The sequence below is a fragment of the Streptomyces sp. NPDC030840 genome (assembly GCF_055572015.1).
The window spans coordinates 62,060-74,768 of record NZ_JBVIEE010000011.1 but is presented as its reverse complement, the minus strand read 5'-3'; the positions used below and the strand labels follow the sequence as shown (position 1 = coordinate 74,768).

10 protein-coding genes are annotated in these 12,709 nt (G+C 73.2%); 4 read left to right on the top strand and 6 right to left on the bottom strand.

Annotation, left to right across the window (positions count from 1 at the left end):
• Positions 1 to 231: 231 nt before the first annotated feature.
• From ACZ49J_RS23735 to ACZ49J_RS23715, 5 genes are all read right to left on the bottom strand, one after another.
• Positions 232 to 606, bottom strand: coding sequence for a roadblock/LC7 domain-containing protein (locus ACZ49J_RS23735; RefSeq protein WP_467452685.1), 375 nt, complete (start codon positions 604 to 606; stop codon positions 232 to 234).
• A gap of 16 nt (positions 607 to 622) precedes the next feature.
• Positions 623 to 1,258 (bottom strand): roadblock/LC7 domain-containing protein, encoded by a 636-nt coding sequence (locus ACZ49J_RS23730; protein WP_467452687.1) that lies wholly within the window; start codon positions 1,256 to 1,258, stop codon positions 623 to 625.
• Between the two features lie 38 nt (positions 1,259 to 1,296).
• Positions 1,297 to 2,253, bottom strand: a complete 957-nt coding sequence (locus ACZ49J_RS23725; protein WP_467452688.1) for a hypothetical protein — start codon at positions 2,251 to 2,253, stop codon at positions 1,297 to 1,299.
• Positions 2,250 to 2,648, bottom strand: coding sequence for a hypothetical protein (locus ACZ49J_RS23720; protein ID WP_467452689.1), 399 nt, complete (start codon positions 2,646 to 2,648; stop codon positions 2,250 to 2,252). Before ACZ49J_RS23720 ends, ACZ49J_RS23725 begins: the two co-directional genes overlap by 4 nt.
• Positions 2,649 to 2,972: 324 nt before the next feature.
• Positions 2,973 to 4,379 carry a type III PLP-dependent enzyme domain-containing protein gene (locus ACZ49J_RS23715; RefSeq protein ID WP_467452690.1) on the bottom strand — a complete coding sequence of 469 codons (1,407 nt, stop codon included), beginning with the start codon at positions 4,377 to 4,379 and terminating at the stop codon, positions 2,973 to 2,975.
• A gap of 242 nt (positions 4,380 to 4,621) precedes the next feature.
• Here ACZ49J_RS23715 and hutU point away from each other — a divergent pair, with 242 nt between their 5' ends.
• The 4 genes from hutU (at position 4,622) to hutI (ending at position 10,249) form a co-directional block, all read left to right on the top strand.
• Positions 4,622 to 6,286 (top strand): urocanate hydratase, encoded by a 1,665-nt coding sequence (gene hutU / locus ACZ49J_RS23710; RefSeq protein ID WP_467452691.1) that lies wholly within the window; start codon positions 4,622 to 4,624, stop codon positions 6,284 to 6,286.
• 233 nt (positions 6,287 to 6,519) lie between these two features.
• On the top strand, positions 6,520 to 7,722 hold the full coding sequence (locus ACZ49J_RS23705; RefSeq protein WP_467452692.1) for an allantoate amidohydrolase: 1,203 nt from the start codon (positions 6,520 to 6,522) through the stop codon (positions 7,720 to 7,722).
• Positions 7,719 to 9,056, top strand: coding sequence for a formimidoylglutamate deiminase (locus ACZ49J_RS23700; RefSeq protein ID WP_467452694.1), 1,338 nt, complete (start codon positions 7,719 to 7,721; stop codon positions 9,054 to 9,056). Before ACZ49J_RS23705 ends, ACZ49J_RS23700 begins: the two co-directional genes overlap by 4 nt.
• 20 nt (positions 9,057 to 9,076) lie before the next feature.
• Positions 9,077 to 10,249, top strand: a complete 1,173-nt coding sequence (hutI, locus tag ACZ49J_RS23695; RefSeq protein ID WP_467452696.1) for an imidazolonepropionase — start codon at positions 9,077 to 9,079, stop codon at positions 10,247 to 10,249.
• Between the two features lie 19 nt (positions 10,250 to 10,268).
• Here the strand turns inward: hutI and ACZ49J_RS23690 are convergent, their stop codons facing one another.
• On the bottom strand, positions 10,269 to 12,002 hold the full coding sequence (locus ACZ49J_RS23690; RefSeq protein ID WP_467452697.1) for a ricin-type beta-trefoil lectin domain protein: 1,734 nt from the start codon (positions 12,000 to 12,002) through the stop codon (positions 10,269 to 10,271).
• Positions 12,003 to 12,709 lie beyond the last annotated feature (707 nt).

Below are 12,709 nucleotides of genomic sequence, written 5' to 3'. Positions count from 1 at the left end.
GATGCGTGCTCCGGGCATTCTCAGAGCTTCACCAGAGGTTTCCGGCCGAGGACACGCCGCCCGTACACGGCTGGGCGGTGCGTCCCCCTGGGTGGGGGCGCACCGCCGCGTCGGCCGAGCCTTTCGTGCTCTCGGCTGATTATCGGTTGGTCCTCGGTTGGTCGCTTGGTCTCGGTTGGTTGCTTGGGCCTCGGACGCTGCTTGGTTGCTTCCCGGCCGCTTCCCGGGTCGCTAGACCTCGAGTTCCGCCTCGATCCTCTTCAACTGGTGGCGGGCCATCGCCAGGTTGGCCCGCTTGGCGTCGAGCACCAGGTAGAGGAACAGGCCGTTGCCGCCGCGGCCCGTGAGCAGGCGGATCAGGTGGTACTGGTCGCTCAGGGTGATCAGGATGTCCTCGATGTCGCCCTTCAGTCCCAGGTGCTCCATGGTGCGCAGCTTGGCCCGTACGACGTCGGTGTTGCCGGCCGCCGCGACGTTCAGGTCGAAGCTCTTGCTGCCGCCGATCGTGCCCAGCGCCATGCCGCTGGTGTAGTCGACGAGGGCGGCTCCGGTCGCGCCCTCGATGGAAGCGAGGGCCTCTTTCAGCGCGGTCTCGGTGTTGGCCATGGTGTGGTGGGTCCTTTCAACTTTCGCTGGTGGTTGCGGTGTTCGGAGTCGGTCGGGCGGTGGCCCGCACGGCCCGGGTGGTTCGTGTCCGGGTGGGGGCCGGACGCGCGGTGGTCGGGGGCGAGGATGCGGGGGTGGATGGGGGGTCGGGCGTGGGAGCGGGCGTGGGCGTGGACTTCGGATCGGCCTCGCCGTCGGTTTCCCGGTCCGGTCGGGCGGTGGCCCTGGACTGGTTCCTGGCCCGCGCTCCGGCGGTTCGCTGGGCGGGTTCGGCGCGGGCCGCCGCGGCGTCGACCAGCTCGCCGATACGGGCGCCGGCGCGGCGGCCCTCCAGGTGCAGCCGGCCGACGTTGACCCGGTCCTCGGCCAGCAGCGTCAGCACGGCGGAGGAGCCCGCCGCGTACGTCGCCACGTAGCCCTGCTCGCCGCGGACGAGCAGCTCACGGAAGCCGCCCTGGCCGGTGGCGTCCGTCATGCGGACGGCCACGCCCAGGACCGCCGCGGTGAGCGCGGCCACACCCTCCGGTTCCACGCCGGGGGTGTCCTGGGCGAGCACCAGGCCGTCGACGCTGGCCGCGAGCGCGCCGGTCAGCTGGGGCACACGGGCCCGCAACCGATGGAGTTCGCCGAGGACTTCGGCCTCCGCCGCCATGAGCAGTCTCCTCTCGGCACGCTGTCGAAGCGCGCGGATCACAGGGCCTCCAGGGCGTCTCGGAGCCGACGCAACAGGGCGACATCGGGGTCCGCCGTGGAGGGGGCCAGCAGGGCGGACACGGGGTCTGTGTGTGGGGTTCGCGGTGCGGGTTCTGCGTGCTCTGTGTGTTCTGCGTGCTCTGTGCGTTCCGCGTGCTCCGGGGGTGTGCCGGGCTCGTCGGCCGGGTGCGTCGGGTACGCCGGGGGCATGGGGCCGGGGGCGGGCCGGCGGGGGAGGAGCGGGGCCGTGGACACGATCCCGGCGGCGGCGAGTCTGCGCAGGTCGACGAGAGTGTGGAAGGCCGGGCGGCCCAGCGTCCGGGAGATGTCCGCGGCCGTGCGCACCCCGTCCACCTGGTAGAGCACGGCCTCCTGGCGGGCCGGGACCGGCGGCTCGGTCCGGCGGCCGGCCCGGATCAGCGGTGCGCTGTCCGTCGCCGGGTCGGGCCATATGCGGTGCAGCAGTGCACGGCGGCGCACGGTCTCGCGCTCCAGCACGGCCACCGGTACGGGGCGCACCGTACCGAGCCAGTGCGCGGCCCCGTACTGGAAGCGGGCGGGCGCGCTGGACGAGCCGAGCACGAAGTAGGCCGCGTCGAACAGCGCCCCCGTGTGGCACAGCTCCAGCGCGCCCTCCGTGACCCGGCCGCTGTCGACCAGGTACCGGCCGACCCGCCGCCGGGCTCCCGCCTGAGCGACCGCCTCCCGCCACCCTTCGGCGTCCAGGACACCGCCGGCGGTGAGGAGCACGTCGAGGCCCGGGGTCTCGGGACTCTCGGCGTGCACGACCTGGCCGTCGCAGAGGTAGAGGCTGCCGCGCTCGCGGAGCAGGACACCGGTGGCGCGCTCGGCGGCGAGCCGGTGGAGCATGGGCGACAGGGCGGGACCGCCGACCGGCCGGGGGCGTACGGGCAGCCGGGGACCGGGCGTGCGCGGTGTGCTGACCACGGTCATCCCAGCACCAGCCGTCCGGCCATCTCGCCCAGCCGGATGCGGGCGAGCGCGAGGTTGCCGTCGGTGCGGGCGAGCCACAGGTGGAGGAAGACGCTGCTGTCGAAGGTCGTCCGGACGAAGCGGAGGACGTGGTAGGTGTCGCGGTTGCTGACGATGAGGTCCTCGACGGGTGGGTCCTCGCCGTCCCAGCCGGTGCCCTCTCCGGGCGCGAACGCGCGGTGTTCGGCGGCGAGCCGGGCCAGCTCCGCCGCTTCGGCGGCGGTCGTCTCGTGGTCACCGCCCGGTGCGTCACCGACCGTGCCCAGCGCCAGGCCGCTGGTCCAGTCGACCACCGCGGCGCCCAGGGCACCGGGCAGCCTCATGGCTTCCACCAGACACTCGTCGATTCCGGGCACCGTGGCTCCCCTCCCGCCTCGGGTACGGCTGAGTGACCACGAAGCTACGCAACGTGTGCGCGAGGAGTGAGAGTTCTGGCATTTTCCAGTGGAACATGCGGCGCGTGACTAAGGTGGGTCAACTGTCCACGTTTTATGGGGCGTTGGCGGCCGTTCGGGGACATCTGCGCTGAACTGCGGTGATGGGTCCGGAGGTTGCCCCGGTGTGCCCGGTGAGGGGCGTCAAGCCGGCACCAGCGGGCGCACGTGTTGAAGCACGGGGTGCCGCGTGCGCCCCTGCCGTGCGGGTGGGGCGGGAGCGGAGGTGCCCGCGGGGCCCGGCGGCTACAGGGCCAGGAGGGCCGTCGGGTGATCGCCGCCCGACTCGGCCACGATCTCGGCCGGAGTCTGCGCCTTCCGCACGAGGGCGAAGCGGATCTCCCCCCGCTCGGTCGGAGCGAAGCCGTGGATCGCGGGGCGGGGGAGGGAGTTGTAGGCGTAGTGGTGGGCGAAGTAGTAGGCACCGGTGTCCAGGGCGGCCGCGTAGTCGCCCTGGTCCAGCAGCGGCAGGGACTGGCCCTCGGCCAGCAGGTCGCCGGAGAAGCAGGCGGGGCCGGCGATGTCCTGGACGACGGCGGGCCCCTCCTTGGGGCGCCCCTTCGGGTCGTAGGCGGCGATGCGCAGGGGCCACGAGGCCGGCGCGTAGACCGTCCGGGTCGCCACCTGGACCCCGGCGTGGGTGACCGCGATGGGGCGGCCGCCCGCCCGCTTCGCGTACTCCACCCGGGCGACCACCGTGCCGTGCTTGGCCAGCAGTGACCGGCCGAACTCGGTGACCAGGCCGTACCGTCCGTCGAACAGTCCCGGTACGGCCTCGGCCAGCAGCCGGGCGTACTGCGCGTACGTCGGGGTCGTGGCGTCGGAGCCGAAGTTGACCGGCAGGCCGCCGCCGATGTCGACCGTGTCGATCTGGCGCCGCCCGACGCGGTGGTTGATCTCCTCCGCGAGCGCGTACGTCTCCTCCACGCCCCGCGCCATCAGGGAGAGCGGAACGCCCTGCGAGCCGGCGTGCGCGTGCAGCCGGGTCAGCCACGGGCGCTCCGCGTAAGCGCGGACCACCCACTCCCGGGCTCCCTCGTCCTGGAGGGCCACGCCGAACTTCGACGTGGCTGTCGCGGTGGACGTCGCGTCGATGGTGCCGCCGCCGACCTGCGGGTTGACCCGGAGACCGATGGGCGAGCGGGTCGGTGCCGAGCGGACCAGGGTGTCGATGCGGTCGAGTTCCTGGGGGTTGTCCGCGTTGACCGCGATCCCGAGGGCCAGCGCCTCGCGCAGCTCGGCTCCCGTCTTGGCCGGGGAGTCGAGCACCGTCTGGGCGGGGGTGACGCCCGCCGCCCGCGCGAGCGCCAGCTCACCGGGGCTGGCCACCTCCGCGCCGATGCCCGCCTCGTGGAGCAGGCGCAGTACGGGAACGAGGGGCGTCGCCTTCACCGCGAAGGCATGCAGAACCGGCGTGCCCGGTGCGGTGACCTCGTCGAACGCCGCCCGCAACGCCGCCGCCGAGGCGCGGATGCCCGCCACGTCGAGCAGCCCGATCACGGGGCTGTCCGGCCCCACCAGCCCCTGCTCCACGGCCGCGCGGATCGCCTCGTCCCGCCGCGCGGTGCGCTCCGTGTCGCCTCCCAGGTCGATGGTGTCGGCCTCGCGTGCGGCGCGCCCCTCGTCGGCGCGGTGTGCGAATCCGTGCTCCATGTTGCCCATGGTGTCCCCCGTCGCCGTGTGTCGTGGTGAGACGTGCTCGTGGACCGGTGTCCGTGTTGTGTCCGGGTGGTGTGTCCAGTGTCCCGCGTGCCCAGCCAAACACCCGTCGTGCGTCCCCGCTGGCGCAAAGCCGTATTGACTAGTTCTATTCAGCAGTTCAGGATGTGAATAGTCAGCGCAACATGCCGTAGCCGGCCAGACCACCGGCCCGCCAGACCGCCAGGAGGCAGACCGTGTCAGGACCACGCCCCGTACGAGCCCCGCGCGGTACGGAAACGAGCGCCCTGGGATGGCAGCAGGAAGCCGCGCTGCGCATGCTGCAGAACAACCTCGACCCGGAGGTCGCCGAGCACCCCGACAAGCTCGTCGTCTACGGCGGCACCGGGAAGGCCGCCCGTGACTGGCGCTCCTTCGACGCGATGGTGCGGACCCTGCGGACCCTGAAGCAGGACGAGACCATGCTCGTGCAGTCGGGCCGTCCCGTCGGTGTCATGCAGACCCACGAGTGGGCGCCGCGCGTGCTGATCGCCAACTCCAACCTGGTGGGCGACTGGGCCAACTGGGAGGAGTTCCGGCGGCTGGAGCAGCTCGGCCTCACGATGTACGGGCAGATGACCGCCGGTTCGTGGATCTACATCGGCACCCAGGGCATCCTGCAGGGCACCTACGAGACGTTCGCCGCCGTGGCCGCCAAGCGGTTCGGCGGGTCGCTCGCCGGGACGATCACCCTGACGGCCGGGCTCGGCGGCATGGGCGGCGCCCAGCCGCTCGCCGTGACGATGAACGACGGCGTCGCGATCTGTATCGACTGCGACCCGCGCGCGATCGAGCGCCGGATCGAGCACCGCTACCTGGACGTGCGGGCCGACTCCCTGGAACACGCCCTCCAGCTCGCCGTCGAGGCCCGTGACGCCCGTCGGCCCCTGTCCATCGGGCTGCTCGGCAACGCGGCGGAGCTGCTGCCCCGCATGCTCGCCGAGGGCGCGCCCGTAGACATCGTCACCGACCAGACCTCCGCGCACGACCCGCTGGCGTACCTGCCGCTGGGCGTCGACTTCGACGACATGGCCTCCTACGCGGCCAAGGACCCCGCCGGCTTCACCGCCCGCGCGCGCGAGTCGATGGCCCGGCACGTCGAGGCCATGGTCGGCTTCATGGACGCCGGCGCCGAGGTCTTCGACTACGGCAACTCGATCCGGGGAGAGGCCCGACTCGCCGGGTACGAGCGGGCCTTCGCCTTCCCCGGCTTCGTGCCCGCCTACATCCGGCCCCTGTTCTGCGAGGGCAAGGGCCCCTTCCGCTGGGCCGCCCTCTCCGGTGAGGCGTCGGACATCGCGAAGACCGACCGGGCGATCCTCGACCTCTTCCCGGAGAACGAGTCCCTCGCCCGCTGGATCCGGATGGCGGGGGAACGGGTCCACTTCCAGGGCCTTCCCGCGCGCATCTGCTGGCTGGGGTACGGGGAGCGGGACCGTGCGGGTGAGCGGTTCAACGACATGGTGGCGAGCGGTGAGCTGACCGCGCCGCTGGCCATCGGGCGGGACCACCTCGACTGCGGGTCCGTGGCCTCGCCGTACCGCGAGACCGAGGCCATGCTCGACGGCTCCGACGCGATCGCCGACTGGCCGCTGCTCAACGCCATGGTCAACGTGGCTTCGGGCGCGTCGTGGGTGTCCATCCACCACGGGGGCGGGGTCGGGATGGGCCGGTCCATCCACGCAGGGCAGGTGACGGTGGCCGACGGGACCAGGCTCGGCGGGGAGAAGATCCGGCGGGTGCTGACGAACGACCCGGGCATGGGGGTCATCCGGCATGTGGACGCCGGGTACGAACGCGCCGACGAGGTGGCTTCCGAGCGGGGGGTTCGGGTGCCCATGCGTGAGGGTGACGAGTCTTGAGCCGTACGGGTGAGAGGGGCGGCGACTCCCCAGTGAGGGGTGATGTCTCGTCGCTGTCCGCCGGTCCGGCTGTGCCCACCCGTTCCGCGCTGCGGAACGACTGCCCACAGCCTGGGGCGGGTAGCGCGTGCCAGCCGCCTGGGGCAGCTGGCGGTGCCCGTTGGTCCGGGGCGGAGCCCGGGGCGGGCAGTGGTGCCCCGCACGCCGCCCGTGGTGCTTCCGCCTTCCAGGACATGTGGCGTGAGCTCCTGCCCATCGGGCGGGATGACGAGACCCGTGGCTACCGTCGGTTCGCCTGGACCGGGGCCGACGCCGAGTGCCGGGCCTGGTTCAAGGGGCAGGCCGAAGCCCGCGGGCTGACGTACGAGGTCGACCGGAACGGCAATCAGTGGGCCTGGCTGGGGGACCCCGCGGCCGGCGACGCCGTGGTCACCGGGTCGCATCTCGACTCCGTGCCCGACGGAGGGGCCTTCGACGGGCCCCTCGGAGTCGTGTCGTCCTTCGCCGCCCTCGACGAACTGCGGAGCAGGAACGCTCGGTTCACCAAGCCCCTCGCCATCGTGAACTTCGGTGACGAGGAAGGCGCCCGGTTCGGACTGGCCTGTGTGGGGTCGCGGCTCACCGCAGGGCAGCTCACCGTGGAACAGGCGCACCGCCTCACCGACGCCGACGGGGTCACCCTGCCCCGCGCGATGGAGGCCGCCGGACACGACCCGGACGCCATCGGGCCGGACCCGGAGCGCCTGTCCCGTATCGGGGCCTTCGTCGAACTGCACGTCGAGCAGGGACGCGCGCTCGACCTGACCGGCGACCGGGTCGGCGTCGCCAGCGCCATCTGGCCCCACGGCCGGTGGCGGTTCGACTTCCGCGGCGAGGCCAACCACGCGGGGACCACCCGGCTGGCCGACCGGCGGGACCCCATGCTGTCGTACGCCGAGACCGTGCTCGCGGCCCGGCGCGAGGCGCGGCTCGCCGGAGCCGTCGCCACGTTCGGCAAGATCTCCGTCGAGCCGAACGGGGTGAACGCCGTCCCGTCCCTCGTGCGCGGCTGGCTGGACTCCCGCGCGGAGGACCAGGCCACCCTCGACACCGTCGTCGGCGGCATCGAGAAGGCCGCACGCGAGTACGCCGAGGCACACGGCATCGACCTCGACGTCGTCCGGGAGTCCTTCACCCCGGTCGTCCGGTTCGATCACGCCCTGCGGGACGAGATCGCCCGCCTTCTCGGCAAGGACACCGACATCACCGTCCCCGTGCTGGGTACCGGAGCCGGACACGACGCCGGGATCCTGTCCGGGAGCATCCCGACCGCCATGCTGTTCGTGCGCAACCCCACGGGCGTCTCGCACTCCCCGGCCGAGCACGCCGCCGAGGACGACTGCGTGGCCGGGGTGATCGCACTCGCCGACGTACTGGAAGGGCTGGCCTGCAGGTGACGCGGAGCACGTACTGGCTGGAGCACGCCTGGCTCGGCACCCACGTCGAGCCGGGCGTGGCCGTCGACGTCGCGGACGGGCGCATCACCGCCGTGCGCGAGGACGTCGGATCCCCGCCGCCCGGCGCCGAGGTGCTGCGCGGTCTCACCCTTCCCGGGCTCGCCAACGCCCACAGCCACGCCTTCCACCGGGCCCTGCGCGGCACCGTCCAGGTCGGGTCCGGCACCTTCTGGACCTGGCGCGAGGTCATGTACGCCACGGCCGACCGGCTCACCCCGGACACCTATCACGCCCTCGCCCGCGCCGTGTACGCCGAGATGGCGCTGGCGGGCATCACGTCGGTCGGCGAGTTCCACTACGTCCACCACGCCCCCGGCGGCACCCCCTACTCCGACCGCAACGCGATGGGTGAGGCCCTCATCGCGGCCGCCGCCGAAGCCGGCATCCGCATCACCCTCCTCGACACCGCGTACCTTTCCTCCGGCTTCGGGCAGCCGCCCAACACCCACCAGCGCCGCTTCTCCGACGGCGACGCGGACGCGTGGGCCGATCGCTGTTCAGTTCTCAAGGAACGGGATCACGCGCGGATCGGCGCCGCCATCCACTCCGTACGGGCCGTGCCCGCGGACCAGTTGGAGACCGTGGCCCGCTGGGCCGAGGAGCGGCGGGCCCCGCTGCATGTGCACCTGTCCGAGCAGACCGCCGAGAACGAGGCCTGCCTGGAGGTCCACGGGTGCACTCCGGCGCAGCTGCTCGCCGTGCACGGCGTCCTCGGGCCGCGTACGACCGGAGTCCACAACACCCACCTCACCGCCGAGGACATCTCCCTGATCGGCGGAAGCGGCACCGGCACCTGCATGTGCCCCACCACCGAGCGCGACCTGGCCGACGGCATCGGGCCCGCGGCCGCCCTGCAGAACGAGGGCTCCCCGCTCTCCCTCGGCTCCGACAGCCACGCCGTCATCGACCTGCTGGAAGAGGCCCGCGCGATGGAGCTCGACGAGCGTCTGCGCACCCGCGCCCGCGGCCACTGGACCGCCGCCGCCCTGCTGCGGGCCGCCTCCGCCGGCGGTCATGCCGCCCTCGGCTGGGACGACGCGGGCACCCTGGAGCCCGGCGCGCTCGCCGACCTCACGACGATCGCGCTCGACTCGGTCAGAACAGCGGGGCCACTGCCGCGGCTCGGCGCCGAGACGGCCGTATTCGCCGCGACGGCAGCGGACGTACGGCACACGGTCGTCGCAGGGCGGCACGTCGTGCGCGACGCGGTCCACACGCTCGTGCCGGACGTGCCGCAAGCCCTCGCGCGGGCAGTCGAAGCCCTCCGCGCCTGACGACCACCCACGAGGACACGATGAGCAGCACCGTCATCACCAACATCGCCACGCTGGTCACCAACGACCCCTCCCTCGGTGACAACTCCCCCCTCGGTCTGATCCAGGACGCGGCCGTCGTCATCGACGGCGACCGCGTCGCGTGGACCGGTGAATCAAGCAAAGCACCCGCCACTGACAACCGGGTCGACGCCGAGGGCCGCGCGGTGATCCCGGGCTTCGTGGACTCCCACTCCCACCTGGTCTTCGCGGGCGACCGCACCCAGGAGTTCAACGCCCGCATGTCCGGCCGGGCCTACAGCGCGGGCGGCATCCGCACCACCGTCGCCGCCACCCGCGCCGCGACCGACGCCGAACTGGAGGCCAACCTCACCCGCTACCTCGCCGAGGCCCTCCGCCAGGGCACGACCACCTTCGAGACCAAGTCCGGCTACGGCCTCACCGTCGAGGACGAGGCCCGCGCCCTGCGCATCGCCGCCGCCCACACCGACGAGGTCACCTGCCTCGGCGCGCACATCGTGCCGCCCGAATACGCCGAGGACCCGGCCGGCTACGTCGCCCTGGTCACCGGCGAGATGCTCGACGCCTGCGCCCCGTACGCCCGCTGGGTCGACGTCTTCTGCGAGAAGGGCGCCTTCGACGGCGACCAGGCCCGCGCGATCCTCACCGCGGGGAAGGCGAAGGGCCTCCACCCCCGCGTCCACGCCAACCAGCTGTCCTACGGGCCCGGCGTCCAGCTCGCCGTCGAACTCGACGCGGCCAGCGCGGACCACTGCACCCACCTGACCGACGCCGACGTCGACGCCCTCGCGCACAGCCGTACGGTCGCCACCCTGCTCCCCGGCGCCGAGTTCTCGACCCGCGCCGAGTGGCCGGACGCCCGCCGCCTCCTCGACGCGGGCGTGACCGTCGCCCTGTCGACGGACTGCAATCCGGGATCGTCCTTCACCTCGTCCGTCCCGTTCTGCGTCGCCCTCGCCGTACGGGACATGCGGATGACGCCCGACGAGGCGGTGTGGTCGGCCACGGCGGGCGGCGCCGCGGCCCTGCGCCGCACCGACGTCGGCCGCCTCACCCCCGGCGCCTACGCCGACCTGGCCCTCCTCGACGCCCCGAGCCACGTCCACCTGGCCTACCGGCCGGGAGTGCCCCTCGTCTCACGGGTGTGGCGGCGCGGGGTACCCGTCACGTAGCGGCCCGCGCGGAGGCCGGTCACCCGGCCTCCGCCCCCGCCCGCCACCGCTGCTCCGCGCGCCCCTGGTCAGGGATCAGGAACAGCGTGCCGGCTCCGAGCGGCGTGACCGCGTGGCGGGGGGCGATGGCCGGGGCGATCGTGCCGTCGGCGTCGACCGTGAAGCGGAGGTTGCGGCCGTTGGGGCCGTCGACCGAGACGCACTCCCAGATGCCGACGCCCCGGGAGGTGGAGCCGCGGCTGTCGAGGCAGTAGCCGGGATCGGCGAAGGACTGGAGGACGTCCCGGCCGGTGTCGAAGCGCCAGAACTGGGTGCGGGAGGAGGAACAGCGGGCCGTGACGACGTCCGTGCCCTTCTCCGGTTCGCCGCCCCGGATGTCCAGGCACAGGCCGGTGGAGACGTTCACGACCTGGGCGTAGGTGCCGTTCGGTGGGCCGGGCTCGTCCTTCGTCGGGGTCGGTTTCGGGGTCGGCCTCGGCTTCGGTTCCGCGGTGGTCGTGGTGGGCGTCGGGCTGGGGGACTTCGACGGGCGTGAACTCCTCGTCGGGCTCGGCGACTCGCCGGTGGGAGTAGGGCTGGGAGCGGGCGCCGGCGTGTCCGTCACCGCCGGTGGACGCGTCGAGGGCTGTGTGGCCGCGGCCTGTTGCTGGTCGGAGCCCGCCGAGGTGAGCAGGTACACCAGCAGCGGTGCCACCGCGACGCCCAGCGCGGCCGAGGCGAGCGCGAGGCGGCGCGCGGGCAGCCGTGCGGGCCACCGGGTGCCGGCGGCCGCGGCGGTGGACGCGGTGGACGCCGCGCCCGCCGTACCGGTCGCACCGTTCCCCGTACCCGCGTGCTCACCCGTACCAGCGCCCGTACTCGCGTGCGCGTCCGCGGTACGCGCCCCGGCCCGGCCGTCCAGGACGTACGCCGTGCCGCCCCACGCCAGCAGGCCCTCCGCCAGCGCGGTGCGCGGGGTGTCGCGCAGGGCGGCCAGTTCCCGGTACGCGCCCGCGCAGTGCCCGCACGTCGCCATGTGGTCCTGGAGGTCGGGGCTGTGGCGGGGGTTCTCGGGGTGGGCCGCCTCCTCGATGAGACGCCGGAAGTCCTGGCAGTGCGGGTCGGCCGAACGGGCCAGGAGGGCGCCGAGCACGGCGTGGCGCAGGGCCTGGAACGCCGGTTCCGCACCGTAGGACACGTCCTCGCGCGTGCAGCCCATGAACCTGGCGGTGCGTTCGTCGGGCTCCCCGTCCACGACGCCGTACCAGACCAGGCCCTGGACGCGCGTCGGCAGCGACTGGAAGGCGGCGAGGAGCCGGGGCTCGGTGGCGGGCCCGGGCTCGCTCAGGCGGGACAGCATGCCGGGGGCGAGGTGCACGGCGCGGTCGTCCGTCGCCCAGGAGGCGGCCGTGCGGGCCGTCAGGAGAAGCAGGTGGTGGCGCCACGGGCTCTTCGGGTCGAGTCCGCGCAGTGTCTCGTGGGCGGCCGACACGAAGGCCTGGTCGGTGAGTTGGCGCGCGGCCGGTTCACCGGCGGTGTAGAGACGGGCGTACGCCAGGACCGCGGCCCTGTGGCGGGCCCGGAGTTCCTCCAGAGCGTGCTGTGCCACCGAGGTGTTCCCGCGGAGGAAGTCGGTGAGGCGGTCGTCGGGCACCGTGGCGTGGAGGCCCGTCTCGTCACCGTCCGCCGCCCGCTCCGTTGTCCGATCCCCCGCCTCTTCCCCCGCCTCGTCCTCCGGGCCGGCATCACCGTCGTACTGTTCGCCCCGTGTCATCCCCCGGCCTCCTAGCCCCCCGTGGGCTCCGTCGCCGCCGTGCCGGCGTGCGGGCCCATAGTGATGGAAGTCGACCAGTGGGGAAAGGGGCTGTCAGCTGATCGCTGTGGAGCGTGCATATCGTCGCTTAGCTCGATCGTGTGATGGCCGGCTTCTGGGCTTGCGGCGCGATGGGCTGGTCGGGCTACGGTGATCGTGCGATCTGGGACGCCGGGTACGGCGCCTGGGGGTACCCCCAGCGGTAGCTGGGGGAGTGCGGGGCCCCCGCTCCACCAGCGAGATGGTTCGGGGCCTCCCCGTCACCTTTGGCCGTATCCATATGGCCAGGTCGTGAGGGAGCTGGCCTCCCGGGATCGGACCACGCACAGGATGCGTGTCGCGCCCCGGGGTTGAGTACGCCGGGGACCTGGGGGTACCTCCCACGCCCTTAAGGCAGTGGGGGAGCGCCCAAGACCGTTCGGGGCGTGCGGCTGAGCAGGACTCACTTCTGCTCAGTCCACAGGAACGGTGTCTGTGGGTAACGCCGCACGGGGGGGGCAGGCCGGTTGGGGCGGCGGACCAGGCCTTACGGCCCTGCGCGTACGGCAGAACTTTTTCGCGCCCGCGAGCCGAGCCCCGTACGGCGAAGGGGCCCCGTATGGCGAAAGGTCCCGTACGGCGAAGGGGCCCCGTATGGCGAAAGGTCCCGTACGGCGAAGGCCCCGGTA

What these genes read in the sequence shown, in the direction of transcription:
- ACZ49J_RS23705 (WP_467452692.1), top strand. Translation starts at nt 6,520, where the DNA reads ATGTGGCGTGAGCTCCTGCCCATCGGGCGGGATGACGAGACCCGTGGC.
- ACZ49J_RS23725 (WP_467452688.1), bottom strand. Translation starts at nt 2,253, where the DNA reads ATGACCGTGGTCAGCACACCGCGCACGCCCGGTCCCCGGCTGCCCGTA.
- ACZ49J_RS23690 (WP_467452697.1), bottom strand. Translation starts at nt 12,002, where the DNA reads ATGACACGGGGCGAACAGTACGACGGTGATGCCGGCCCGGAGGACGAG.
- ACZ49J_RS23735 (WP_467452685.1), bottom strand. Translation starts at nt 606, where the DNA reads ATGGCCAACACCGAGACCGCGCTGAAAGAGGCCCTCGCTTCCATCGAG.
- ACZ49J_RS23715 (WP_467452690.1), bottom strand. Translation starts at nt 4,379, where the DNA reads ATGGAGCACGGATTCGCACACCGCGCCGACGAGGGGCGCGCCGCACGC.
- ACZ49J_RS23730 (WP_467452687.1), bottom strand. Translation starts at nt 1,258, where the DNA reads ATGGCGGCGGAGGCCGAAGTCCTCGGCGAACTCCATCGGTTGCGGGCC.
- hutI (WP_467452696.1), top strand. Translation starts at nt 9,077, where the DNA reads ATGAGCAGCACCGTCATCACCAACATCGCCACGCTGGTCACCAACGAC.